This window comes from Promicromonospora thailandica (assembly GCF_024171955.1).
In the GTDB taxonomy this organism is placed as follows: Bacteria; Actinomycetota; Actinomycetes; order Actinomycetales; family Cellulomonadaceae; genus Promicromonospora; species Promicromonospora thailandica.
In genome coordinates, this window is sequence record NZ_JAMTCS010000004.1 from 123,181 (window position 1) to 148,053 (window position 24,873).

The following is a 24,873-nucleotide window of genomic DNA, read 5'->3' on the forward strand; positions in this document are numbered from 1 at the left end:
CTCAGCGACGAACCTGGAGTCACTGCCGGCACGGGGCCGGCGAGGAGGAGGACCACCATGTTCGGCTTTTCCGACTACACCGAGTACCGCCGGCACGAGCAGGAGCTCGACCACCGCGCCGAGCAGGCCCGCGTCGCCCGTGAGCAGCGGGACGCCGCCCGCCGGCAGGCCACCGAGCGGCGCGCCGCAGACCGCGCCGCCCGGGCCCGCACGACCCGCCCGGCCCGCGCCCGGATCGCCTGACCCGGGCCCGGGACGAGCGGCGATGACCCGCGGACGACGGCGACCGGCATGGGACGATGACCCCATGCCGGTCCCCCGCGCCCGCCTGGTGGGCCGAGCCCAGGAGCTCGGCGAGCTGACCACCGCCCTCGACGACGCCCGCGCCGGCACCCACCGCACCGTCGTGGTCGCGGGCGAGGCCGGCATCGGCAAGACCCGCCTGCTCGACGAGCTCGCCGCCCGGGCCGACGGCGCCACCGTGCTCGCCGGCCAGTGCGCCGACTCCGGGTCGGGCCCCGTCCCCTACGCCGCCCTCACCGGCCTGCTGCACGCCGCCGTGCAGGCCGTGGGCGCCGAGGCCCTCGCCACCGCCGCCGGGCCGGCGTCCGGCGCCCTCACCGCGGTGGCACCCCACCTCTTCGCGCACGACGGCGCCCCCGGCGCCGACACGACCGGCGCCGACCGCGTCCCCGAGGTGCTCACCGACCTGCTCACGGCGCTCGCCGCCCGGGGTCCGGTGGTCGTGGTCCTGGAGGACCTGCACTGGTCGGACGACATCACGCGCGCCACCGCCGTCCGCCTCGCACGGACCGCGCCGGCCGGCCTCCTGCTGTTGCTCACCTACCGCAGCGACGACGTCGGCCGCGCCCACCCGCTGCGCGCGGTCATGGCCGAGCTGGGCCGCGCCCGGCTCGTCACGCGGCTCGACCTCGACCGTCTCGGCGCCGACGAGGTGCGCGAGATGGCGCAGGACCTGCTCGACACGTCCGCCGGCGCGGGACCCGGCACGGGACCCGGCACGCTCGACCACGACCTGCTCGCCGACCTGACCGACCGGAGCGAGGGCGTGCCGTTCTACGTCGAGGAGCTGGTCGGGTTCCTCGGCACCGACCTGCCCGGGACGCTGCGCGACATCCTGCTGCTGCGCTACTGGAACCTGAGCCACGGGGCCCAGGCCCTGTGCCGCGTGGCCGCTGCCGACGGACCCCGGGTGGCGCACGACGTGCTCGACGCCGTGCTGGACGAGGTGCAGGGTGCCCCCGCCGGCGCCACACGTGAGGAGACCGCCCGCGAGGCCGTGGACGCCCAGGTGCTGGTGGCCACCGAGACCGGCTACGCGTTCCGGCACGCCCTGGTGCAGGAGGCCGTGTACGCCGAGCTGCTGCCGGGCGAGCGCCGTCGGCTGCACGCCGCCTACGCCCGGACGCTCGAGCCGACCACCGTTGCGGGCACCCGCTCGGTCGCGCGGCTGTCCCGGATCGCCGACCACTGGTGGCGCGCGGGCGTGCCCGACCGGGCGCTGGCCGCCGCCGTCGCCGGCCACCGCGCGGCCGCCGCCGAGGCCGCCTCGGTCTCGGCGGTCTCGCTGGGCGAGCGGGCCCTCGAGCTCTGGGAGCAGGTGCCCGACGCCGAGGACGTCGCGGGCCTGTCCCACCACGAGCTGCTCCGCACCGTCGCCGAGGCGCTGCGCGGCGCCACCCGCACCGCACGCGCCCTGGCGGTGGCGCACCAGGCGATCGAGGAGTGGCCCGCCGACGACCAGGTCGGGCTCGCCCGGATGCTGTCCGACACCGCGCTCATCGCCGGGCACGCCGGGTCGGACGAGGGCGCCGAGCTCATCGACCGAGCCCTCGCCCTCGTGGAACCGGGCCGGGACGACACGGTGCGGGCCCAGCTCCTCGTGCTCCGGGCCCGCCGCGCGATGCTCGACGGCCACACCCGCGAGGGGGTCGAGGCCGCGACCGCCGCCTACGAGACCGCGGCTGCGGTCGGCAGCGACGAGCTGCGGTCGGTGGCGCTGAACCTGCTCGGCATGAGCCGTATCCAGCGCGGCGACACCGGCGGGTTCGTCGAGGTCGAGCGCGGTCGGGACGCCGCGGACGGGGCGTGGCAGGGCCTGAGCCGCTACTACATCAACGGGTCCGACGCCCTGCTCACGACGGGCGACTGGGCCGGCGCGGTACGGATCGCCGAGGAGGGCATCGTCGAGGCGCGGCGGCACGGTGCGTCGGAGGGGTCGCGCCTCATGCTCGAGGGCAACGTCGCCGAGGCCCGGATCGGGCTCGGCCGGTGGGCGGAGGCCGCCGCCTGGTACGAGCGTGCGCTGCCGCTGGTGCACGAGAGCGTGTACGCGGTCTATCTCAGCGAGCGCCTGACGTGGCTCGCGCTGTGGCAGGGGCAGGTGGAGCGGGCGCAGGCGGAGGCGCGGCGCCGGGCGTCGTCCTGGGACCGGTTCGGGCGGCTGGAGGCGCAGATCCGCGGCCGGGTCGCGGTGACCCGGGCCGAGCTGGCGTTGCTCCGGGACGATCCGGCGGCGGCGCTGGGGCACGTCGCGAGCGTGGTGGACCCGCACGAGCCGCACATCCCGGCCTACGACCTGCCGCGGCTCGCGGTCGCCGCCCGGGCGGTGGCGCTGCTGGGAGCGGACGACGGCCCGTACCGGGCGGCGCTGGCGGCGTACGCCGGCTGGCCCACGTTCCCCGTGTGGTCCGCGGTGGTCGAGGCCGAGCTCGGCACCGGGCCGTGGGCCGCCGTCGCGGAGCTGCCCGGCCCGGCGCACCTGCGGCCGTACGCGCTGCTGCGCGAGGGCGGGCGGCTCCTGGAGGCCGGCGAGCGCACTGCCGCGGGCCAGGCGCTGGAGTCGGCGGCCACCGAGGCGGACCGGATCGGGGCGGGCCTCGTGGCCGGGCGCGCGCGGGGCCTCGCGGAGCGGGCGGGGCTCGCCGCGCGGGCCGGCGGACCGCCGCCGGGCGGCGCGCCGTCGGCGGCCGGGGCGGACGCGCTCACCGCCCGCGAGCGGCAGGTGCTGGACCTCGTGGCCGAGGGCCTGACCAACGGGCAGATCGCCGAGCGGTTGTTCATCTCGGCCAAGACCGTGTCGGTGCACGTCTCGGCGATCCTGCGCAAGCTGGGCGTGGCGACCCGCACCGAGGCGGCGCTGCGATCTACTCTCCTCCGGTGACTGACGACCGGTATGGCTCCGACGTGCTGTCCCCCGAGTTCCCCGGCGCGCAGCGCGGGCGGCGCCCGACGTCCCAGCCCGTGCCCGCCGAGCTCGGGCTCGTGGTCGAGGAGGTCGAGACCGGCTGGGTGGGCGCCGTCGTCCGGGTGGAGAAGTCGGGCGGCATGCACCTCGTGGTCCTGGAGGACCGGCGGGGCCGCACCCGCTCCTTCCCCCTCGGCCCGGGTTTCTGGGTGGAGGGCAAGCCCGTGGTGCTGACCGCGCCCGTGACGCAGCGCGCCCCCGCGCCGCCCGCCCGCACGGCCTCCGGTTCCGTGGCGGTGCACGGCGCCCGGGCGCGCGTCGCGCGCGGCAGCCGCATCTGGGTGGAGGGCAGGCACGACGCCGAGCTCGTCGAGAAGGTGTGGGGCGACGACCTGCGCATCGAGGGCGTCGTGGTCGAGATGCTCGACGGCGTGGACCACCTCGCCGAGCGCCTCGCGGAGTTCGGGCCCGAGCCCGGCCGCCGTGTCGGCGTGCTCGTGGACCACCTGGTCCCGGGGTCGAAGGAGCAGCGGCTGGCCGACGAGGCCCTCCGCGGGGTGCCGGCCGGCACGGTGCTGGTGCTCGGTCACCCCTACGTGGACGTGTGGCAGGCGGTCCGCGCCGAGCGCCTGGGGCTGGAGCGCTGGCCCGTGATCGAGCGGGGCACGGAGTGGAAGCTCGGCATCCTGCGGTCCCTCGGCTGGCCTGCGCAGACACAGGCGGACGTCGCCCGCGGCTGGCAGCGCATCCTCGGCACGGTCCGGGACTTCCGCGACCTCGACCCCGCCCTGCTCGGTCGGGTGGAGGAACTTATCGATTTCGTGACCGAGTCGTGAGGTCCAGCCTCTACGGTTGAGCCCATGTCCGAGAACACACAGCAGCCGGAGCCGCCCCAGCAGCCCGGCCAGCCGTCACAGCCCCAGCCGGGTCCCGCCTACGGGACCCCGCAGCCCGGCCCGTCGCCCTACGCGGGCCAGCCCTACCCGGCCCCCGGCGCGTACCAGCCGCAGCCGCTCACGCCGTCCGACGAGCGCATGTGGTCGATCTTCGCCCACGTCGGCCCGTTCGTCATGAGCTTCATCGCCCCCCTGGTGATCTGGCTGGTCTTCCGGGACCGCAGCCGGTTCGTGGACCAGGAGGCGAAGGAGTCCCTGAACTTCCAGATCACGCTCGTCGTCGCACAGGTCGCGGCCGTGATCATCACCTTGGTCACGTTCGGCATCGGCGGGATCGTCTACGTCGTGTTCATCGCGGCGATCGTGTTCCAGATCCTGGCCGCCGTCGCCAACAACCGGGGCGAGCCGTACCGCTACCCGGTGAACATTCGCTTCATCAAGTAGTCGCGCCTCGGACCACGACGCGCCTGCCGCCGGGTGGACCGGCGGGCAGGCGCGTCGTCGTTCGTGCGGGTGGTTCGCGCGGGGGTCAGGCCGCGACCGGGCCGCCGGTCAGGCGGCGGAAGGCGTAGGCCACCGCGATCGTGGTCAGCGGGATGGTCACCAGGAGACCGATCAGGCACACGAGCGTGCCGACGATGTTGATGCCCAGGACGGCGAGCTCCAGCAGGAACACGGCGCCGAAGTTCTGCCCCACCTGGCGGAACGAGGTGGTGAAGGCCTCCCACGCGTTGAGGTTCCGGTCGACGACGTTGTGATAGGTGAACACCGAGAAGATCGCGACGGCGATGAGGCCGACGCCGCACAGGAGCACGCCCACGAAGCTGGCGGCGAGCAGCAGGAGCGCCGCCAGGACGACCATGCCGAAGCTGTTGACCTTGAACAACGAACCCCACGTCGCCTTCTCGCCGGACACCTCGCGCAGCGCCGCGTTGACGCCCAGGGCGCTGAGCACGGACGTGACGAGCGACCCGATCAGCTGCAGCAACGAACCGCCGGCCGACGCTCCCGCGGCCGTGCTCGCGCTGATGTCACCGCGCATCGCGGCCTCGTTGATCTCCTGGAGATCGCCGAACGAGGGTGCGTTGAAGATCGCGCCCACGACGAACGTGAGCAGCACGAACAGCACCCAGAACAGCCAGTTCCCCGTGAACCGGCGCCAGCCGTACCCCAGCGCCTCGCCGACCGAGAACGGCGCGCCGGCCTGCGTGCCGTAGGTGTCGCCCGGGCCGCCGTACGCCGGCGGCCGGCCGGACTCACCGTACGCGGGCGGCTGGCCGCCGCCGTAGGCCGGGGGCTGCCCGCTCCCGTAGGCGGGCGGCTGGGCCGGGCCGGACGGCGGCGTGGGGCCGCCCGCACCCGGCTCGTAGGGGTTCTGCGGAGTGTTCTCGCTCATGTGGGCTCCCTGGTTGTCGGCTCTCCGACCACCACTTTCACCCTTTCTCCGCACCGTCGCACCCGGAAACTACCGGCGTGTCATCCGCCCTCCGGGCGGCGGTGCGCGGGGACCTCAGACGTGCACCGGCTCACCGGTCCACCGCTGCACGAGATACGCCCCCACCAACAGCATCGCCGGGCCGAGCACGATCACGCCGAGGCCGCACGTGAAGACCGACGCGAGGCCCAGTCCTGCGAAGATCGCGTACACCCCGAGCACGGCCGGCAGGTGCGTCAGCACCAGCCCGACGCCGGTCCCGAACGCCCGGCCGAGGCCCGCACCGCCGAGCAGCAGGAAGGGCACGGGCAGCAGGAGCAGGGTGAACACCACCTGCACGAGCCAGCCCACCATGGGCACCGTGGTCGCCACGAAGCCGAGCGCCCCGGTGACCACCGCGTAGGCGAGGAGGCCGCCGAAGCCGCGCAGCAGGAAGAAGTCGCGCAGCCGCACCGACCGCGTCCGCGTCGCGGCGAGCGCCCCCGCGTACAGGAGCGCCTGGAGCAGGAACCCGACGGCGGTGCCCGCCGCCGAGATACCGCGCGCCGTGACCGTCCGGCCCGCGGCCTGGGCGGCCGCGACGGCCTCGGGGTCGGTCGCGTTCATGAGGGCGTCCACCGTGGAGGGGCTGAACGCCAGCACGACGGCGACCTGCGCCACGCCGACCAGCAGGCTCATGAGCACCCACGTGCCCCAGCTCGCACCGAACGCGCCCCAGCCCCAGCGCCAGGCGCGGCCGACCGTCGCCGGCTCCTCGGGCGCCCGCGGCCCGGGGTCCGCGGGTTGTGGCGCCGGGTACTCCGGGACGCCGTACCCCGGGAAGCCCGGGCCCGGCTGCTGGACGGGCGGGTACCCCTGGCCGGGCTGCTGCGGGTAGCCCTGACCCGGTTGCTGCGGGCGCGGCTGGTAGTCGGGCCGGCCGTACGGGTTGGCCGGGCGGCCGTAGGGGTCGCGCGGACCGTACGGGTCGAACGGTTCGGGCTGTTGCGGCCGGGGCTGCTGCTGTCCGTACGGGTCCTGCGGGGTCCAGCCGTCCGTGCTGCTCATCCACGTGCCCCTCGCCGGGCGGCGTCGGCCGCCCCCTCACCAGCTGAGCTGGTCCATCTCGACGGGCACAAAATACGACGATCCGACCACCGGAGCAAACAAACGATTTCGCCCGCAAGAGGACCCGGCGGACGCCGCCGGTCAGGAGGTCAGGTCACGCACCACGGCGTCGGCCAGCAGGCGGCCGCGCCGCGTCAGCACGGCGCGCGCGGGGCGGTCGCCCGCGCCCACCGCGGCCGGCCCGTCGAGCAGGCCGCGCGCCACGAGGCCGGCCACGGACGTGCGGCCCGACGGCGTCAGCACACCGAGGTCGAGGCCCTCCCGCAGGCGGACCCCGAGCATGACGCGCTCCAGGTGCGCCTCCGCGGCCGTCAGCAGCTCGCGGCCGGCGCCGGGGCTCTGCCCGGCCTCCAGCCGGGTCGCGTAGGCCCGGGGGTGCTTCACGTTCCACCAGCGGACGCCGGCGGGGTGCGCGCCGTCGTCGTCCGCCGAGACGTAGCTGTGTGCCCCCGGCCCCACGCCCCACCAGTCGTGGCCGCGCCAGTAGCCCACGTTGTGCCGGCACTCGTGACCCGGGCGCGACCAGTTGGACACCTCGTACCAGCGCAGACCCGCCGCGGTGAGCAGGTCGTCGGCGAGCTCGTACTTCGCGGCCTGGTCGTCCTCGTCGGGCAGGGTGACCTCGCCCCGGCGCACCTGGGCGGCCATCTTGGTGCCCGGCTCCACCACGAGGGCGTAGGCGGACACGTGGTCCACGCCGGTCGCCAGCGCGGCCTCGACGCTCGTGCGCCAGTCCGCCAGGGACTCGCCGGGCGTGCCGTAGATGAGGTCGAGGGACACGTCCAGCCCGGCGTCCCGCGCCCAGCGCACGACGTCGGGGATGCGCGCCGGGTCGTGCGTACGCTCCAGCGTGGCCAGCACGTGCGGCACCGCGGACTGCATGCCGAAGGAGACGCGCGTGAACCCGGCGTCGGCCAGCACGCGCAGCGACTCCGGCGTGACCGAGTCGGGGTTGGCCTCGGTGGTCACCTCGGCGCCGTCGGCCAGCCCCCACGTGTCGCGGACGCCGTCCAGCACGCGGGCCAGGTCGTGCGCGGGCAGCATCGTGGGCGTGCCGCCACCGAAGAAGACGGTGGACACCGCGGCCGGGGCGCGGCCGGCGTCGGCCAGCACGCGCCCGGCCAGGGTCACCTCGCGCAGCGCCGTGCCCGCGTAGGCGGCCTGGTTCGCACCCCCGCCGAGCTCGGCGGCCGTGTACGTGTTGAAGTCGCAGTACCCGCACCGCACGGAGCAGAACGGCACGTGCACGTACACGCCGAACGGCCGGTCGGACACGTGGGCCGCGGGGCGCACCCAGGCCGGCAGCGCGCCGTCGTCCGGGACGGGGACGCCAGGGGGTAGTGCGGGCACCTACTTCTTCTTGTCCTTGGCGGGGGCCGAGTCGGAGGAGAGCGCGGCGATGAAGGCGTCCTTCGGGACCTCGACGGACCCGATGTTCTTCATGCGCTTCTTGCCCTCCTTCTGCTTCTCCAGCAGCTTGCGCTTGCGGCTGATGTCACCGCCGTAGCACTTGGCGAGCACGTCCTTGCGCATGGCGCGGATGGTCTCGCGCGCGATCACCCGGGCGCCGATCGCCGCCTGGATCGGCACCTCGAACTGCTGCCTCGGGATGATCTCCTTGAGCTTGCCCGTCATGAGCACGCCGTAGTCGTACGCCTTCTCGCGGTGCACGATCGCGCTGAACGCGTCGACCTGCTCGCCCTGCAGCAGGATGTCGACCTTGACCAGGTCCGCCGTCTGCTCGCCGCTGGGCTCGTAGTCGAGCGAGGCGTAGCCGCGCGTGCGCGACTTGAGCTGGTCGAAGAAGTCGAACACGATCTCCGCCAGCGGCAGCGTGTAGCGCAGCTCCACGCGGTCCTCGGACAGGTAGTCCATGCCGAGCTGCACGCCGCGGCGCTCGTTGCACAGGCCCATGACCGTGCCCACGAACTCGCTGGGGGTCAGGATGGTCGCCTTGACGACCGGCTCCCGCACCTCCTTGATCTTGCCGCCCGGGAACTCGCTCGGGTTGGTCACCTTGACCTCGGTGCCGTCCTCCAGGGTCACGTCGTAGATGACGTTCGGGGCGGTCGAGATGAGGTCGAGGTTGAACTCGCGCTCCAGGCGCTCGCGCACGATCTCCAGGTGCAGCAGGCCGAGGAAGCCCACGCGGAAGCCGAAGCCGAGCGCCACCGACGTCTCCGGCTCGTAGTTCAGCGCGGCGTCGTTGAGCTTGAGCTTGTCGAGCGCGTCCCGCAGGTCCGGGTAGTCCGAGCCGTCGACCGGGTACAGGCCGGAGAAGACCATGGGCTTCGGGTCGCTGTAGCCGCCGAGCGCGTCCGTGGCCGGCTTGGCCAGGTTGGTGACCGTGTCGCCCACCTTGGACTGGCGCACGTCCTTCACGCCGGTGATCAGGTAGCCCACCTCGCCGACCCCGAGGCCCTTGGTGGGGTTCGGCTCCGGCGAGATGACGCCGATCTCCAGCAGCTCGTGGCTGGCCCGCGTGGACATCATCGTGATGCGCTCGCGCGGGTTGAGGTTGCCGTCCACGACGCGCACGTACGTGACCACGCCGCGGTAGGTGTCGTAGACCGAGTCGAAGATCATGGCCCGCGCGGGCGCGTCGGCGTCGCCCACCGGGGCGGGGACGCGCTCGACGATCCGGTCCAGCAGCGCCTCGACGCCCGCGCCGGTCTTGCCGCTGACCTTGAGCACGTCGTCCGGGTCGCCGCCCACCAGGTTCGCCAGCTCCTCGGCGTACTTCTCGGGCTGCGCCGCGGGCAGGTCGATCTTGTTCAGGACCGGGATGATCTCCAGGTCGTTCTCCATGGCCAGGTACAGGTTGGCCAGGGTCTGCGCCTCGATGCCCTGCGCGGCGTCCACCAGCAGCACGGCGCCCTCGCACGCGGCCAGCGACCGGGAGACCTCGTAGGTGAAGTCCACGTGGCCCGGGGTGTCGATCATGTTCAGGGCGTGCGGTGTGCCGTCCAGCTCCCAGGGCATGCGCACGGCCTGCGACTTGATCGTGATGCCGCGCTCGCGCTCGATGTCCATGCGGTCCAGGTACTGCGCGCGCATGGCGCGCGCCTCGACCACGCCCGTGAGCTGGAGCATGCGGTCGGCCAGCGTGGACTTGCCGTGGTCGATGTGCGCGATGATGCAGAAGTTGCGGATCAGCTCGGGCGCGGTGGCGTTCGGCTGGATGCGCGCCGTGAGCGTGGGACCGGGGATGGGCAAAGCGATCTCGCTCCGTCGTCAGGGGGTGGTCAGGGTAGGCGGGGCCAACCATCATTCTCCCACGTCCCGTGCGAGCGGGGGACGGGCGTGCCTACGGTCGAGGGACAGCGACCCCGACCGACGGAGGAGAACCATGTCGCACCTGACCGGTAGGCAAGTGCTCGCGATCGTCACCAACTACGGCGTGGAGCAGGACGAGCTGATCGTGCCCCTGCGCCACCTGCGCGACCACGGCGCGGTGGTCACCCTGGCCGCGGTGTCCGGCGAGGACGTCCGCACCCTGGTGGGCGACGAGAAGCCCGGCGAGACGGTGGCGCCCGACACGACCGTGGCCGAGGTGGACCCGGCCGGCTTCGACCTGCTGCTGGTGCCGGGCGGCACCATCAACGCCGACACGCTGCGCCTGCAGCGGGACGCGGTGGACGTCGTCGAGGCGTTCGCCTCCTCCGGGCGTCCCGTGGCCGCCATCTGCCACGGCCCGTGGCTGCTCGTGGAGGCCGGCAAGGTGTCCGGCGCCCGCCTCACGAGCTACCCGTCCCTGGCCACCGACGTGCGCAACGCGGGCGGCACCTGGGTGGACGAGCCGGTCGTCCGGGACACGGGCGCGGGGTTCCCCCTCGTCACGTCCCGCAACCCGGACGACCTGCCCGACTTCCTGCGCGAGATCGAGGCGGTGCTGGAGGCGCACCGGCCGGGGTCCTGACCGGCGCGGCCGGCGTCAGGCGGGCCGGGCCGCCGCCGTCCGCGGCAGGATGCGCCGCAGCACGTCGGCGAGCGTGACCACGCCGAAGTCGGCACCGGGCCCGTCCGGCCCGTCGGCGTCGGACCGCGGCACGACGGCGAGGTGGTTGCCCGTCTCCCGCATGCGGGTCAGCGCGGTGTGCAGCGGCACGTCCGCCCCGAGCACGAAGACGGGCCGGGCGACGTCCGCCACGGGGGCGTCGTCGGGCAGCAGGAGCGTGTCGCGCACGTGCACCACGCCCTCGGGCCGGCCCTGCCCGTCCTGCACGAGGATGCGCAGGTGGCCGGAGGCGCGGGACGCCTCCTGCACGTGCGCGGCCGTGGCGCCCGGGCCGACGGCGGACGGCGCCGCGTGGCCGGCCAGCAGGTCCTCGACCGTCAGACGGCGCAGGTCGAGCGCCCCCGAGAGCTGGTCGGAGTAGGCCACGTCGAGCGCCCCGACGCTGGCCGAGTGCTCGACCAGGTGGCGCAGGTCGTCCGGCCCCTGGCCGGCGGCCACCTGGTCCGCGGGCTCGACCCCGATCCGGCGCAGGCACCAGTTCGCCGCCCCGTTCAGCGCGAGGAGCGCCGGCCGGGTCAGCGTCATGAACGCCCGCATGGGCAGCGCCAGCATGATGGCGCTGGTCTCCGGGTGCGCGATCGCCCACGACTTGGGCGCCATCTCCCCCACCACCAGGTGCAGGAACGTGACCAGCACCAGGGCCAGCGCGAAGCCGGCGACGTCGGCGGCCCAGAAGGGGGCGCCCCACGTCTCGAACAGAGGCGTGAGCCAGTGGTGCACCGCGGGCTTGGTGATCGCACCGAGCGCGAGCGTGCAGACCGTGATGCCGAGCTGCGAGCCCGCCAGGAGCACGGTGAGCTCGCCGGAGCTGCGCAGCGCGGCCCGGGCGGAGCGGCTCGTGGGCGCGGCGTCCTCCAGCCGGTGCCGCTTGGCGGCCAGGAGCGCGAACTCCACGGCCACGAAGAACGCGCTGAGCGCGATGATGACGACGGTCGCGGCGGCGACCACCCAGGGGTTGCTCATCGGCTCTCCTCCTCGACCACGGTGACCCGGACGCGGGACGGCACGTGCCGTTCCACCTCCAGCACCTCGATGCGTAGGGCCTCGGCCGGGTGCGGCTCGGCGGCCACCAGGTCGGCGGGGTCCGGGGGCAGCACGACGTCGACCACGTCGCCCGCCACGGGCAGGGCGCCGTGGGCCGCGATGGCCAGGCCCGCGATGGTCTCGTGGTCGCCCTCGGGCAGGTCGCGCTCGACGGCTCGCTCCACCTCGTCGAGGTGCACGTCGCCGGCCATCACCCAGATGCCGTCCGACGCCGCGGTCACCGGGTCGGTCTCGTCGTCGTGCTCGTCGGTGATCTCGCCGACCAGCTCCTCCGCGAGGTCCTCGACCGTCAGCACGCCGGCGAACCCGCCGTACTCGTCGACCACGCACGCGAGCTGGTTCCGGGTCACCGAGAGCTGCCGCAGCGCGTCCGGCAGCGCCATCGAGGTGGGCAGCACGAGGGCGGGGCGCACGAGGTCGGAGACGCTCGCCGCGGCCGGCGCCGACAGCAGGTCCGTCAGGTGCACCACGCCGGTGACCTCGCCGTCGTCGTCCACCACCGGGTAGCGCGAGTGGCCCGTGGCCATGAGCTCGCGCACCTGCGCGAGGCCGTCACCGCTGTGCACCACGCCGACGCGGGAGCGCGGCACCATGGCGTGCTCCACGTCCTGGCGCGGGAAGTCGAGGACGCGGTCCAGCAGCACCGACAGGTCGTCCGGCAGGTCCCCGCTGGCGCGCGAGTCCGCGACGATGTGCTCCAGGTCGCGGACGGTCGCCGAGTGCTCGACGTCGTGCACCGGCTCGATGCGCAGCAGGCGCAGGAGGCCGTTGGAGGCCGCGTCGAAGACCCTGACCAGCCAGCCGAACACGGCGAGGTACGCCGTCGTGGAGCGCGCGAGCCAGAGCGCCACGGGCTCGGGCCGTGCGATGGCGAGGTTCTTCGGGACGAGCTCGCCGAACAGCATCTGGACCAGCGTCGAGAACAGGAGTGCCAGCACCGTGCCGACGGCGACGCCCGTCCCGGCCGGCACGCCGACGCCGCCGAGTGCCTCGCCCAGCGCCTCGCCGACCAGAGGCTCGGCGACGTAGCCCACGAGCAGGCCCGTCACGGTGATGCCGAGCTGCGCCCCGGACAGCATGAAGCTCGTGCGGCGGGTCACGCCGAGCGCGCGGCGCGCACCCGCGTCCCCGGACTCCGCGCGGGCCGCGAGGCGCGCGCGGTCGACGGCCATGTACGCGAACTCCTGCGCCACGAAGTAGCCCGTCACGGCGGTGATCGCGAGGATCACCAGCACGCCCAGCAGGAGGGAGATCACCCAGCTCAACGCCACCACCTCCGTCCGGGGGTGCTGCGGCGTACGGCTGGGCAGGGACTATGACTGTCTGCGTCCATGGTGTTCTGCTGTGGTTCCTTCTCTGGTTCTGCGGGTCGTGTCGTGGGGAGAACGACCGCTGCGGTCCTACGGTTCCACGGGGCACCGGACCCGTCATCCGGAGCGTGACCCGGGATGTCGGTGGGCGGCGGTACCTTTCGGGCCATGAGCCTCGACCACCTGGCGCTCCTGACCCGTCTCCAGGACGACTTCCTCGCCGCCATCGACGACGCCGACCCGGCCGCGCCCGTCCCCGCCTGCGCCGGCTGGACGGCGCGTGACCTGGTGGAACACCTTGCCGGCATCCATCACTGGGCCGCGAGCTGTGCCTACCGGGTCGAGGCCGAACCGCTCGGCGACGGCCCGTTCGACCTCGCGCCCCACTTCGCGGCGCAGGTCGCCACGCTGCGGCGCGCCCTGACGGAGCTCTCCCCCGACGCGACCGCCCGCGTCCTGGCCCATCCCGAACCCCTGGGGCCGGGGCCGGTGCGGTTCTGGCACCGCAGGCAGCTGCACGAGACGCTCGTGCACCTGCACGACCTGCGGGCGTCCGTCGCCGGGCACGGCGCCCTCGGGCTCGCGGGCGCCGAGCCCGAGGTGTGGGCGGACGGCGTCGACGAGGTGGTCACGATGTTCCAGCCCCGGCAGGTCGGCCTGGGCCGGATGGCGCCGCTGCGCCATCCCGTCACACTCGTGGCGACCGATGCGCCCGGCACGCCGCTGTGGGTGCTCGGCGCCCCGGGACAGCGCGCGGAGGAGGTGGCGCCGGACGTGGTCGTGTCCGGCACCGCCGAGGGCCTGGCGCTCATGCTGTGGGGCCGGCTCACGCCCGCCGAGGCGCAGCTCACGGTCGAGGGCGACCGCGCCGACCTCGAGGCCGCGCTGGAGCAGCCGCTGGTGCCGTAGGCCGCCGCTCAGGCGGCGACGGCCGCGGCGACCCGCGCCTGGCTCGCGCGGGCGAACTCGGGCCAGCGGTCCCAGTAGTACGGCAGCGCGATCACGGCCTGGACGAGCATCCAGCCGCGGCCGCGGTCCCAGGCGTCGGCGGGGTCGGCGAGCCCCGCGGTGGCCGCAGCCCGGAAGTCCGCACGTTCGGCCGCGGTGAAGCCGGTACCCCAGGCGGGGATCAGGTCGGCGGCCGGGTCGCCGACCCCCATGGCACCCCAGTCGATGACGCCCGTCAGCCGCCCGCCCCGGGCCAGCAGGTTGCCGGGCAGCAGGTCGCCGTGGATCCAGCGGCCCTCGGGGGCCGGGCGGGCGGCCAGGGCCCGGTCCCAGGCCGCGAGCACGGCGGCGCCGTCGACGCGGTCACCGGATGCGACGACGGCGGCGCGCACGTCGTCGTCCAGCCGGGACAGGGGGACGCCGCGGGACGTGCCCTCCTTGACCGGTCCGCCCGCGACGGGCACGGCGCGCAGGGCCGCGACAGCCTCGCCGAGGTCGCGGACGCCCTCGCGGGTCAGGTCGCCGGGTGCGGGCGGCGCGCCCTCGAGCCACGGCACCACCGACCAGTGGAACGGGAAACCGTCGCCGGGACCGGCCACCGCCTCGGGGACGGGGACCTCGACGGGCAGGTGGGCGGCGAGGTGCGGCAGCCAGCGTGCGTCGGCCACGGCGTGGTCCCGGGCCCATCCGGTCTTGGGCATCCGGGCCAGGAGCTCGTCGCCGACCCGGAACAGGTGGTGGTCCGTGCCGCCCGCCGGGCCGCGCGTGACCGGGAGGTGGGCCCACGCCGGGTACCGGGCGGCGACGAGGCGGCGGACCAGGTCCGGCGTGGAGACGACCTCGTCGTCGTGCAGCGTGCTCACGCGACCCACCGTGGCACCCGCGTGCGTGCGGCGGCCAGGCAATTCCGATGGTGGGGCCGGCATGAGCCTGCCCGGTTCGCCCGCTCCGGTACGGTTCCGGCGTGACCTTCGCATCGGACAACAGCTACCCCGGCGACTACGAGGGGGACGTCCACCCGATCTACAACCCCGAGCTGGACGGCGACCCGGACCCCGGCGAGGTGGTCTGGACCTGGGTGCCCTACGAGGAGGACCACAGCCGCGGCAAGGACCGCCCGGTGCTGCTCGTGGGCCGGGACGGGCCCTGGCTGCTCGGTCTCCAGCTCACCAGCCAGGACCACGACCGCGACGCGCTGCAGGAGGCGCGGGCCGGCCGCATCTGGATGGACGTCGGCACCGGCCGCTGGGACCCCTCCGGGCACGACTCCGAGGTGCGCATCAACCGGGTCGTCCGCATCGACCCGGACGACGTGCGCCGCGAGGGCGACATCCTCGACCAGGACGTCTTCGAGGAGGTCGTGAAGTACATGGAGCGGGCGCTCGAGCTCACCTGAGCGACCTCGGCACACGGCTCCGCCGTCGGCCCGCCTGCTCGCGGGCCGGCGCCGGGCTACCCTGCCCTGCGTGACCCAGAACCCGTGGCTCAAGCTGCTCGGCGACGTCGTCGAGGCAGTCGTCCGCACAGCGCTCGACCCGAAGACCGACCCGAAGTCCGACCCGAGGTCCGACCAGAGGTCCGACCAGAGGACGGCCCCGCGGCCCACGCGGCCCGCGCGCCGCGCCCTCCCCGAGACCGACGGCTACCCCGGCGACTTCGTGGGCACGGTCACGCCGGTGTACCGCCCCGAGCTCGACGGCGAGCCGGACCCGGGCGAGGTCGTCTGGTCCTGGGTGCCGTATGAGGAAGATCACAGCCAGGGCAAGGACCGCCCCGTGCTGATCGTCGGCAACGACGGCCCCTGGCTGCTCGCGCTCCAGCTCACCAGCCAGGACCACGACCGTGACGCCCAGCAGGAGGCCCGCGCCGGACGCCGCTGGATGGACATCGGCACGGGCGACTGGGACCGCTCCGGCCGACCCTCCGAGGTACGGCTGAACCGGGTGGTCCGGATCCACCCCGACGCGGTGCGACGCGAGGGCGCGGTGCTGGACAAGGCGGTGTTCGACCGGGTGGTCGCGGCGCTCTGACGGCCGCGACCGCCCGGGCTCAGGGCTGTATCGACACCACCAGGAACGCCCCGAGCAGCACCAGGTGGACCACGCCCTGCAGCGTCTTGGCCCGGCCGGGCGCGACGCTCAGCATCGCCACCACCACGGAGACGGCCAGCAGCACGATCTGCGTCGGGTCCAGGCCGAGCGTGAGCTTGCCGCCCATCCAGATCATCGCCACGGCGATGCTCGGGATGGTGAGGCCGATCGACGCCATCGCGGAGCCGTAGGCGAGGTTGAGGCTGGTCTGGACGCGGTTGCGCAGGGCGTTGCGCACGGCCGCGATCGACTCGGGCGCCAGCACGAGGAAGGCGATCACGACACCGACCACGCCGTAGGGGAGGCCGGCCGCCACGACGGCGTGCTCGATGGTGGGCGAGAGCATCTTGGCCAGGAACACCACGGAGACCAGCGCGACCAGGAGCAGGCCGACGCTGAACCACGTCTCGCGGGCCGACGGCGGGTCCGCGTGGTGGTCGCCGTCCTCGTCACGGATGATGCCGGTGACCCGGCCGAACCGGTCGCTGGTGACGGGCAGGAAGAAGTCACGGTGGCGCACGGTCTGCGTGAACACGAAGGCGCCGTACAGCGCGAGGGACGCGACCGCGGCGAAGCCGAGCTGGAAGGGCGTGTAGGCGCCGTCGTCGGCCGAGGTGGTGAAGCGGGGCAGGACCAGGGTGACCGCGGCCAGCGCGATCACGGTGGCGAGGGCCGAGCCCGTGCCCGACGCGTTGAAGCTGACCAGGCGGTGCTTGCTCGCCCCGACGAGCAGGCTCAGCCCGACGATCCCGTTGAAGGTGATCATGACGGCGGCGAAGACGGTGTCGCGGGCGTAGGTGCTGGACGCGTCGCCGCCGCTGCTCATCAGCATGAGGATCAGACCGACCTCGATGACGGTGACCGCCACGGCGAGGATGAGCGACCCGAACGGCTCGCCCACCTTGTGGGCCACCACCTCCGCGTGGTGGACCGCCGCGAGGACCGCACCGACCAGCGCCGCCCCGACGGCCGTCAGGACGACCGGGTGCTCATGGTTGCTCCACGTCGCGACGAGGAGCACCAGCGCAAGGATCGGGACCACCACGGTCCATTGAAATCGGCCTCTCACGGTCGCGGAATTCATGGGCCGGAGTCTAAGGTCCCACGTCAGCGCGACTTCTCGGGCCGGCGGGCGGCGTTGCCGCCGTCACACCGGGCGGTTCGGTGGGGGCCCGGTCCCTCTGGTAATCTTGGAGGTCGCGTGTCCGCCCAGGTCGGCGGGCACAGTCGCAGCTCCTCTCCACGGGTCCCCACCCCAGTCCCGGATCTGCGACCGCCCTCTACGACCTATCCGCTCGCCATCCGGCGAACACACCAGGAAGTCCACTCGTGGCAAACATCAAGTCCCAGCTGAAGCGCATCAAGACGAACGAGAAGGCTCGTCTGCGCAACAAGTCCGTCAAGTCGGAGCTGAAGACCCACGTCCGCAAGGTGCGTGAGGCCGTCGCCGCCGGTGACAAGGAGACCGCGACGGTCGCCCTTGCCGTCGCGTCGCGCAAGCTCGACAAGGCTGTCGCCAAGGGCGTCATCCACGCGAACCAGGCCGCGAACCGCAAGTCGGCCATCGCGAAGCAGGTCGCGGCTCTCTGAGCTGACTTCGAGGACGCCGTTCACCCCTCGGGTGGACGGCGTCCTTCGCGTGTCCGGGACCGGGCCGCCGTGCCTCAGGACCGCCGCGACCGCGCGATGGTCATGACCGCTCGCTCCACGGCGTAGACCGTGTCGCGGGCCTCCCCCTTGACGTCCGCATCGGCCTGCGCGACCGCGGAGATCGCCGCGGCCAGCCCCTCCGGCGTCCAGGCGCGCAGGTCCCTGCGTGCGCGGTCGATCTGCCAGGGCGCCATGCCCAGGTCCTTGGCCGTGAGCCCGCCGCCGCGCATCGAGGCGACCTTGGCGAGGTTGCGCAGCCGCAGCGCGAGGGCCGCGACGATCGGCACCGGGTCGAGGCCCGTGTCCAGGGCGTGCCGCAGGAGCGCGACGGCCGAGCCCGCGTCGCCGGCCACCGCGGCGTCGGCGACCCGGAAGCCCGTGGCCTCCACGCGCCCGCCGTAGTACCGGTCCACCGTGTCGACAGTGACGGTGCCGGTCGTGTCGGCCACGAGCTGCGAGCAGGCGGACGCCAGCTCGCGCAGGTCGTTGCCGAGCGCGTCGACCAGGGCCCGCACCGCCTCGGCGTCGATCCGGCGGCGGGCGGCCTTGAACTCCCCCACCACGAACGACGCCTTCTCGGCGTCCTTGGCCACGGGTTCGCAGACCATGACGGGCGCGCCGGACCGCGTGACGGTGTCGAGCATCTTCTTGCCGCGCTGACCCCCGCCGTGCACCACCACGACGACCGTCTCCTCGTCCGGTCCCGCGACGTAGGCGATGAGGTCGGCCATCAGGTCCTCCGTACCGGACTCCGCCGATCGCACCACCACGACCTTGGCCTCCCCGAACAGGGACGGGCTCGCCGCGACCGCGAGCTGCCCCGCGCCGTAGGTGGCCCCCTCGAGCTCGACCTTCTCGACCTCCGGGTCACGCTCGCGGGCGAGCCGCAGCACGCCGTCCACCGCGCGCTCGGTCAGGAGCGGCTCGGCGCCCCGGACGAGCACGACCGGCGCGAGCGTGGGCTCGTCCCAGCTCCGGCCGGAGGGGGGCGTGGCGGTACGTCGCTTGGTCGCTGGAGGCACGGACACAGCCTGCCACGCGCCACCGACATCTACTCCCAGAGCAGGTCCGCCGCCGCCAGGCGGCCGCCGTCGGTCCGGGCGTTCGCCACCACGCACGCGCCGGGCTCGGCGCAGTCCGCCGTGCCGCCGCCGACGAGCGCGATCTCGCGCTCCACGGGCAGCCGGGTGACGACGGACCCGCCGCGGTCGGCGACCACCCGCTTCCCGTCGTCGTACAGGCAGTTCTCCGCGTCGACGCCGCCGTCGGGTGTCGTCGCGCACTGGGCGAGCCGTACCACGGCGCCCGCGGCGTAGCCGGTGCCGGTCACGGTGACCGTCCCGTGGTCCGCGCCCAGCTCCTGCTCCGACAGCTCGAGCACAGGGGCGTCGGGCGTCTCCGCGTCGTCGGGCAACGGAGCCGCGGCCGACGCGAGCACCTGGTCGGACAGGTCCGCGACGGCGAGCGTGCACGGGTCCGCGGCGCAGTCCACCTCGCGCACCGAGCCGACGTGCACGAACGCCCGCGCCTGGCGCGTGGCCGAGATGCGGCCCCGCCCGTCCGCGACGACCTGCTCCCGGGTCGACATGTCGCACTCGTCCAGTGCCTCGGCGCCCGGTGCCGTGCCACCCGTGCACTGGACCAGGTACTGGTTGCCGCCGGTGAAGCCGGTCCCGGTGACGAGCCAGGCCGTACCGGCGGTCCGCACGGCGAGGTCGGGGCCGCCGGAGCCGGCACCGCCCGGTGCCTCGTCCGCTGAGCTGCCCGACGGGGACGGGCTGCCCTCGGCGCTCGTCGGCCCCGGCGTCGCGCCCACGCCCGACGTACCCTCCTGGGCGGGCGAGCACGCCGCGAGCGCCAGCAGCACGACGGCGACGGGGACGAGCAGGCCGGTGCGGCGCCGGACCGCGGCAGGCCGCCTCACGGGTAGCCCAGGTACGCGTCGATGCCCGCGGCGATGCGCCAGCTCCAGGCGTCTCGGGCCCACATCCAGCGCACGCCCCGGTCCCAGACGTGGAAGTCCTGCTCGAGGTAGCAGGCGACCGCGTTGGTCTGGTTGAGCTCGCCGAGGTCCGTGCGGTACTGGCGGGTGTCGTTGGTGCCGGGGCTGCTCGCGCCCACGCTGGACACCAGCCGCTCGGCGCACTGGCGGCCCGCCTTGGACACGTACAGGACGTGGGTGCCGTACCGGTCGGCCGGGAGGCCGCTCTCGCAGCCCTTGTCGATGGCGTTGGAGTGCAGGGGCACGTGCACGTCGGCCCCGACCCGGTTGGAGCTGTCGATGTTCTGCCGGGTCAGGCCGTTGCCCCGGACCACCTTGTAGCCCCGTTCCAGGAGGTTGGGGTGCGAGGTCCCGGTCGCGCGGACGGCCGACATCGCCACGAGGCGGGAGTTGGTGTTCTCGCTGAACCCGAGGCAGCCCCTGTTGTCGTGGCAGACGGTGTCGCCGCGGTCGTGGCACGACTGGGACAGGTAGACCACCTTGCCGTTCCACTTCTCGGGCACGTAGGTCACGTCGGCGGACGCCGCCGGTGCCAGGGCGAGCAGCCCGCTCGCGACGAGCGCGAGGCCTGCCGCGCCGGACAGGACGCGCCGGATCACTGTGGTCTGCGCGGTGGTACGCACGGTGCTCCTCACCCGAGCTCGATCGGCAGGTCGGTCGCGGCGCACATGTCGCCGCCGGTCGCGTACGCGAAGGCGAGGCAGTCGCCGCCGAGCGTGAACGTCACGGAGTCGACGGCGCCGTTGCTGTGCGCGGTGAACAGGAGTGCCTGCCAGACGTCGCCGGGGTAGACCCCGGCGTCCGCGAGGGCCTCCTCGAAGCCCGGGGCGACGTCGACGGTGGCCGCGCCGTCGTCGAGCTCGACCGTCGTCGGTGCCAGGCCCGCGCCGGGCAGGTAGGCCGCCAGGACCGCGTCGACGGCCTCGGCGAGCGTGGTCCCGGCCGAGCCCCCGGTGATCGTCTCGCCCAGGGCCACCTCGGCGCCGTCCTGCGACTGCAGGCCGCCCCGGCCGTCGGAGCGGGCCGTGGGGTGCACGGCCGCGGTCGTGCCGCAGCCCAGGTAGGGGGTGGTGGCTCCGTCCTGCAAGCGCGGCCCCTCGGGGATCTCCGGGCAGTCCGCGGCGCCCGGCGCCGGGTCCGCCGCCATCGCCTCCGCGTCCCGCGCCGCGCGGGTTTCCCCGGACGACGCCTCGGTGCCCGCCACGACGACGGTCCAGCCGTCGAGCACCTGGGCCGACTCGTCGAGCCAGGCGTCCGCCGCGCCGGGGTCCCGGCTGACGTCCACCCGCACGACCTGTTCGGCCTCGGAGACGTCGGTCACGACGGCCTGGTCCAGCAGCTCCTGTCGCTGCTGCAGCACCGCGGCAGCCTGGTCCTGCCCGGCGGCGCTGAACGTCGCCGCCGGTACGAGCAGTGCGGCCGCCACGGCGATCGCGATGGCCCGGCGGTGCCGCCGGGCGGTCAGCTTGAGATCGATCACGAAGCCCCCTTACGTGATGCCGGAGCGTCTCCGACATCACCCACGGTAGGCGCGCGTACGGGATCCGCAACGTTTCGCGATACGTCGCGGTGCGTGTCGACCGGTCCTGGTCAGCAGCCCGCCAGGCCCACCTCCCCTCCGCGCACGACCAGGGCCACCGTGCCGCACTCGTCGGTCCGCACCACCGCGGCCCCCGCGCCGGCGTAGAGGCCGAGCGCCTCGCGGGTGGGGTGCCCGTAGTCGTTGTCCCGGCCCGCCGAGACGAGAGCGACCGCCGGGCTGAGCCGCCGCGCCAGCTCGTGCGACTGCACCGCCGAGCCGTGGTGGGCGACCTTCACGACGTCGACGGCCCCCACCAACGGGACGAGCGCCGCCTGTCCCGCGTCCTCCAGGTCCCCGAGCAGCACCACGTCCAGGTCCCCGGTGCGGGCGGCGAGCACGACGCTGGAGTCGTTCGCCCCCTCGCCCGCGCCGGCCAGGAGAACCCGCCACGCGATCGAGCCGGCCACGCCGCGTTCCCCCGTCCGCGCGGCACGGACCGGGATGCCGGCGGCCGCCAGGGCCGCACCCGTGACCGCGGCGCCGGCCGCGGGCTCCGCCACGGGCGACACCAGGGCCGCCGTCACCTCGCGCCCCGCGAGCACCGGTCCGAGCCCGCCCACGTGGTCGGCGTGGAAGTGGCTGAGCACGAGCAGATCGACGCGCGTGATGCCGAGCCGGTCGAGGCACCTCCCGGCCGCTGTCCCGGCCGGGCCCACGTCGACGACCACCGCCGACGCCGGCCCGGTGCGCAGCGCGACCGCGTCCCCCTGGCCCACGTCGCACGCCGCGACCACCCAGTCGGCGGGGAGCGCCGCGCGGCCCACCAGGCGCGGCACGGCGGTCACGGCGACGAGCACCACGACGCAGGCGGCGGCCAGGAGGACGACGAAGCAGGTACGGTCGCGGCCGGCCGTCCGCGAGGTATCGGGAGAACCGCCGCCCGGCGCGCGCGGTGCGGATACCCGGCGCCACCTGCCCGTCAGCGCGTCCCGGACGGCCGAGCGCGCGGCCGCCCGCCAGGGCTCGGGCCAGCCCCGCCGGGGTGCGCCCCGCAGCACCACCCAGAGCACCGTCGCCGTCGCGAGGGCGAGCAGCACGGCACCGGCCGGGCCGCCCGGCCAGGGCACGGCCGCACCCGGAGCGGTCGCGAAGACGTGGGCGACCGCCGCGATCCACCACGTGGCGCAGCCCGCGACCGCGGCGACCACCCCCGCGACGCCCGGCACCCATGGTGCGAGCACCGTCGCGACGAGCCCGAGCACGGTGGCCGGCACGAGGGCGGGCGCCGCCAGCAGGTTCGCCGGCACGGAGACGGTGGACACCGCCGGGTCGAGCAGCACGAGCACCGGACCGCACGCGGCCTGGGCGGCCGACGGGACCGCGAGGGCGAACGCGCCGGCCCGGCCCGTCCAGGGCTCCAGCCGGGCGGCCAGCGGCGCCGCGAGCAGCACGAGCCCCGCGGTCGCCGCCGCGGAGAGCGCGAAGCCGAACGAGCGCGCCAGCCACGGGTCGACGACCAGCAAACCGACGACCGACGCCGCGAGCGCCGGGGCCGACGGCGCGGGCCGGCCCAGGGCGACGCCCGCGAGCGCGAACGCCGCCATGACCGCCGCCCGGAGCACGGCGGGCTCGGGCCGGACCAGCGCGACGAAGGTGAGCGACGCGAGCGCGACGAGCACGACCCGGACCGCACGCGGCACGCGCGCCACCGAGCAGAGCAGCGTCAGGACGGCGACGACCACCGCGAAGTGGCCTCCGGACACCGCGGTGACGTGGCTGAGCCCGCTGGCGCGCATCTCGTCCGCGACGTCCTCGGGCAGCCGCGACGTGTCGCCGATCGCGGCGCCGGGCACCAGACCGCGGGCCTGCGGGGACAGCGGGTCGGTCACGTCGAGCAGGGCCACCCGGTGGGTGTCGAGCAGGCGCAGGGCCGCCGGAGGGGCGCGGGTCTCGGGCACGCCGTCGGTGGTCAGCCGTGCGGCCTCCGCCCGTCCTGGGTCGGCGGTGCGCAGGCTGCCCGAGACGGTGACGGACGCCCCGTAGCGCGGCAGGCCGGCGGACAGCACCTGGACGTGGCCGGCGGCGACGGACCCGACGCCGCGGGCGTCGACCGTGCGGGCTGCCAGGACCCAGCGGTACCGCTGCGCGCCGTCGGCTCCCCCGCCCGCGCCGAACGCGAACGGCTCGGGCTGCGAGACGACCACACCCGTGAGCGTCGCGGTCACGCGCTGTCCCGCGAGGGCGGTGAGGGGTGCGCGGCCCGCGAGCTGGACGTGCGCCGACACGGCCACCGCGAGCACGCAGGCTCCGGCGAGCGCGACGTGCGCGGCGGCGGACCTGAAGCCGTGCGCCGTGCCGCGGGTCGGGGCACCGGCACCAGCACCGGCACCAGCACCGGCCAGGCCCAGGCCGGCGGTGCCCACCGCGGCGGCGGCCCACCAGGTCGCCGGGCCGCTCAGCCCGGCGGCGGGCCCGGTCAGCAGCCAGGCGACGCACCAGGCGGCGAGCGCCGCGGGTGCGAGCCGCAGGTCGGTCACGGTCCGACCCGGGCGCTGTCCCGGATCTCGTCCAGCGTGGCGGGGCCGATGCCGGGCACGTCCTCCAGCTCGTCGACGCTCGCGAACGGTCCGTTGGTCTCGCGCCACTCGACGATCGCCTGGGCGATCGACGGTCCCACGCCCGGCAGGGCCTCCAGCGCCGCGGCGTCCGCGGTGTTGATGTCGACCGCACCGCCGGTGCCCGATCCCGGCCCCGGTCCTGCTGCGGGCGGCGTGCCGGGCCCCGGGGGTGCCTCTCCCGGCTCCGGGACGTAGAGCTGTTCGCCGTCCGTCACGGTGCGGGCCAGGTTCACGACGGTCAGGTCGGCCGCGTCGGTCGGTCCCCCGGCGGCACGCAGGGCGTCGGCCACCCGGGCGCCGGCGGGCACCGTCACCAGGCCCGGCTTCCGCACCGCCCCGACGACGTGGACGAGCAGGTCGGCGCCGATCTGAGCCGGCCCGCCGGCGGTGTCGGCCTCGGCTGCCGGCGGCCGTGCGGTCCCGGCCGGCAGGGCACTCGCTCCGGTGGCACTCGCTTCGGTGGCGCCCGGCCCCGGTGTGCTGTCTCCGGCCGCCACCGGCACGACACCGTCGCCGCCCAGCGACAGCGCGGCCACGACCAGTCCCAGCAGGAGCACGCTCACCACGGCGACCGCCGCCGTCGTACCGGTCAGTGCCCACCGGCGCGTCCCCTGCTCGGCGCGCGGGTCCGCCGGATGGCCGTGCGCCGCGGCGTAGGCCGCCGCCACGCCCGTCGCGGACCGGCGGGCCCGCAGGCGGGCGACGAGCGCGTCGGTGTCGTCGTGCGCCTCGGCGCCTGGAGCCTCCGCGCGCCACGGCGGCTGCCGGCCGGGGTCGTCCGGCACCGCGTCGCCCGGCGTGGCACCGTCCGGCGTGGCACCGTCCGTGGTGCCGTGACTCATGGTGGCGTCGTTCGTGGTGGCGTCGTTCGCGGTGGCGTCGTTCGCGGTGGCGTCGTTCGTGGCGCCGAGGACGGGGCTGAACGGCCACGGGGACGGTGGGCGGGACGCGGTGTCTGGCTGCATGTCCCAGGACGCTAGGCGGAGCCGGGCCACCGCGGAGGGGCCCCGCGGCGTGCCTGTGCA

23 protein-coding genes are annotated in these 24,873 nt (G+C 74.9%); 9 read left to right on the plus strand and 14 right to left on the minus strand.

All coding sequences use genetic code 11. The features are described from left to right. Positions 1 to 57: 57 nt before the first annotated feature. From APR03_RS07685 to APR03_RS07700, 4 genes are all read left to right on the plus strand, one after another. Positions 58 to 243: a hypothetical protein gene (locus APR03_RS07685; protein ID WP_253834330.1), complete on the plus strand. Its 186-nt coding sequence runs from the start codon at positions 58 to 60 to the stop codon at positions 241 to 243. 64 nt (positions 244 to 307) lie between these two features. Further along, positions 308 to 3,184: a helix-turn-helix transcriptional regulator gene (locus APR03_RS07690; RefSeq protein WP_253834332.1), complete on the plus strand. Its 2,877-nt coding sequence runs from the start codon at positions 308 to 310 to the stop codon at positions 3,182 to 3,184. Continuing rightward, positions 3,181 to 4,044 (plus strand): DUF3097 domain-containing protein, encoded by an 864-nt coding sequence (locus APR03_RS07695; protein ID WP_253834334.1) that lies wholly within the window; start codon positions 3,181 to 3,183, stop codon positions 4,042 to 4,044. Before APR03_RS07690 ends, APR03_RS07695 begins: the two co-directional genes overlap by 4 nt. A gap of 24 nt (positions 4,045 to 4,068) precedes the next feature. Next, positions 4,069 to 4,548: a DUF4870 domain-containing protein gene (locus APR03_RS07700; RefSeq protein WP_253834336.1), complete on the plus strand. Its 480-nt coding sequence runs from the start codon at positions 4,069 to 4,071 to the stop codon at positions 4,546 to 4,548. 85 nt (positions 4,549 to 4,633) lie between these two features. Here APR03_RS07700 and APR03_RS07705 read toward each other — a convergent pair whose 3' ends face one another. The 4 genes from APR03_RS07705 to lepA form a co-directional block, all read right to left on the minus strand. Further along, positions 4,634 to 5,500 carry a hypothetical protein gene (locus APR03_RS07705; RefSeq protein WP_253834338.1) on the minus strand — a complete coding sequence of 289 codons (867 nt, stop codon included), beginning with the start codon at positions 5,498 to 5,500 and terminating at the stop codon, positions 4,634 to 4,636. 114 nt (positions 5,501 to 5,614) lie between these two features. Continuing rightward, on the minus strand, positions 5,615 to 6,586 hold the full coding sequence (locus APR03_RS07710; protein WP_253834340.1) for a hypothetical protein: 972 nt from the start codon (positions 6,584 to 6,586) through the stop codon (positions 5,615 to 5,617). A gap of 141 nt (positions 6,587 to 6,727) precedes the next feature. After that, the gene (hemW, locus tag APR03_RS07715) at positions 6,728 to 7,996 is read right to left on the minus strand and encodes a radical SAM family heme chaperone HemW (RefSeq protein ID WP_253834342.1); all 1,269 of its coding nucleotides are present in this window, start codon (positions 7,994 to 7,996) and stop codon (positions 6,728 to 6,730) included. Next, positions 7,997 to 9,862 (minus strand): translation elongation factor 4, encoded by a 1,866-nt coding sequence (gene lepA, locus APR03_RS07720; RefSeq protein WP_275977254.1) that lies wholly within the window; start codon positions 9,860 to 9,862, stop codon positions 7,997 to 7,999. A 133-nt stretch (positions 9,863 to 9,995) separates the two neighbouring features. Here lepA and APR03_RS07725 point away from each other — a divergent pair, with 133 nt between their 5' ends. Then, the gene (locus tag APR03_RS07725; RefSeq protein ID WP_253834344.1) at positions 9,996 to 10,565 is read left to right on the plus strand and encodes a type 1 glutamine amidotransferase domain-containing protein; all 570 of its coding nucleotides are present in this window, start codon (positions 9,996 to 9,998) and stop codon (positions 10,563 to 10,565) included. 15 nt (positions 10,566 to 10,580) lie between these two features. Here APR03_RS07725 and APR03_RS07730 read toward each other — a convergent pair whose 3' ends face one another. Together APR03_RS07730 and APR03_RS07735 are read right to left on the minus strand one after the other, a co-directional pair. Then, entirely contained in the window at positions 10,581 to 11,627 is a 1,047-nt protein-coding gene (locus APR03_RS07730) for a CNNM domain-containing protein (protein ID WP_253834346.1), read from the minus strand. After that, positions 11,624 to 12,973, minus strand: coding sequence for a hemolysin family protein (locus tag APR03_RS07735; RefSeq protein WP_253834347.1), 1,350 nt, complete (start codon positions 12,971 to 12,973; stop codon positions 11,624 to 11,626). The genes APR03_RS07730 and APR03_RS07735 overlap by 4 nt, the downstream gene beginning before the upstream one ends. A 213-nt stretch (positions 12,974 to 13,186) precedes the next feature. Here APR03_RS07735 and APR03_RS07740 point away from each other — a divergent pair, with 213 nt between their 5' ends. Further along, positions 13,187 to 13,927: a maleylpyruvate isomerase family mycothiol-dependent enzyme gene (locus APR03_RS07740; protein ID WP_253834348.1), complete on the plus strand. Its 741-nt coding sequence runs from the start codon at positions 13,187 to 13,189 to the stop codon at positions 13,925 to 13,927. 8 nt (positions 13,928 to 13,935) lie between these two features. Here the strand turns inward: APR03_RS07740 and APR03_RS07745 are convergent, their stop codons facing one another. Continuing rightward, on the minus strand, positions 13,936 to 14,829 hold the full coding sequence (locus APR03_RS07745) for an aminoglycoside phosphotransferase family protein (RefSeq protein WP_253834349.1): 894 nt from the start codon (positions 14,827 to 14,829) through the stop codon (positions 13,936 to 13,938). Positions 14,830 to 14,930: 101 nt separating this feature from the next. Here APR03_RS07745 and APR03_RS07750 point away from each other — a divergent pair, with 101 nt between their 5' ends. Then, positions 14,931 to 15,362: a type II toxin-antitoxin system PemK/MazF family toxin gene (locus APR03_RS07750; protein ID WP_308216458.1), complete on the plus strand. Its 432-nt coding sequence runs from the start codon at positions 14,931 to 14,933 to the stop codon at positions 15,360 to 15,362. Between the two features lie 70 nt (positions 15,363 to 15,432). Continuing rightward, positions 15,433 to 15,996 carry a type II toxin-antitoxin system PemK/MazF family toxin gene (locus APR03_RS07755; protein ID WP_253834350.1) on the plus strand — a complete coding sequence of 188 codons (564 nt, stop codon included), beginning with the start codon at positions 15,433 to 15,435 and terminating at the stop codon, positions 15,994 to 15,996. 19 nt (positions 15,997 to 16,015) lie between these two features. On the opposite strand, the gene APR03_RS07760 is transcribed toward APR03_RS07755, so the two are convergent. After that, positions 16,016 to 17,140, minus strand: a complete 1,125-nt coding sequence (locus tag APR03_RS07760; RefSeq protein ID WP_253834351.1) for a calcium:cation antiporter — start codon at positions 17,138 to 17,140, stop codon at positions 16,016 to 16,018. A 245-nt stretch (positions 17,141 to 17,385) separates the two neighbouring features. Here APR03_RS07760 and rpsT point away from each other — a divergent pair, with 245 nt between their 5' ends. Beyond that, positions 17,386 to 17,646, plus strand: a complete 261-nt coding sequence (rpsT, locus tag APR03_RS07765; RefSeq protein WP_253834352.1) for a 30S ribosomal protein S20 — start codon at positions 17,386 to 17,388, stop codon at positions 17,644 to 17,646. A gap of 74 nt (positions 17,647 to 17,720) precedes the next feature. Here rpsT and holA read toward each other — a convergent pair whose 3' ends face one another. From holA to APR03_RS07795, 6 genes are all read right to left on the minus strand, one after another. Then, the gene (gene holA / locus APR03_RS07770) at positions 17,721 to 18,728 is read right to left on the minus strand and encodes a DNA polymerase III subunit delta (RefSeq protein ID WP_253834353.1); all 1,008 of its coding nucleotides are present in this window, start codon (positions 18,726 to 18,728) and stop codon (positions 17,721 to 17,723) included. 29 nt (positions 18,729 to 18,757) lie between these two features. Then, positions 18,758 to 19,630 (minus strand): neocarzinostatin apoprotein domain-containing protein, encoded by an 873-nt coding sequence (locus APR03_RS07775; RefSeq protein ID WP_253834355.1) that lies wholly within the window; start codon positions 19,628 to 19,630, stop codon positions 18,758 to 18,760. After that, on the minus strand, positions 19,627 to 20,331 hold the full coding sequence (locus APR03_RS07780) for an N-acetylmuramoyl-L-alanine amidase (protein ID WP_253834357.1): 705 nt from the start codon (positions 20,329 to 20,331) through the stop codon (positions 19,627 to 19,629). The genes APR03_RS07775 and APR03_RS07780 overlap by 4 nt, the downstream gene beginning before the upstream one ends. 8 nt (positions 20,332 to 20,339) lie before the next feature. Continuing rightward, complete coding sequence (locus tag APR03_RS07785) at positions 20,340 to 21,188, minus strand: hypothetical protein (RefSeq protein WP_253834359.1); 849 nt, start codon at positions 21,186 to 21,188, stop codon at positions 20,340 to 20,342. A gap of 110 nt (positions 21,189 to 21,298) precedes the next feature. Then, on the minus strand, positions 21,299 to 23,767 hold the full coding sequence (locus APR03_RS07790) for a ComEC/Rec2 family competence protein (protein WP_253834361.1): 2,469 nt from the start codon (positions 23,765 to 23,767) through the stop codon (positions 21,299 to 21,301). Beyond that, positions 23,764 to 24,813 carry a ComEA family DNA-binding protein gene (locus APR03_RS07795; RefSeq protein WP_253834363.1) on the minus strand — a complete coding sequence of 350 codons (1,050 nt, stop codon included), beginning with the start codon at positions 24,811 to 24,813 and terminating at the stop codon, positions 23,764 to 23,766. Before APR03_RS07795 ends, APR03_RS07790 begins: the two co-directional genes overlap by 4 nt. Positions 24,814 to 24,873: the final 60 nt, after the last annotated feature.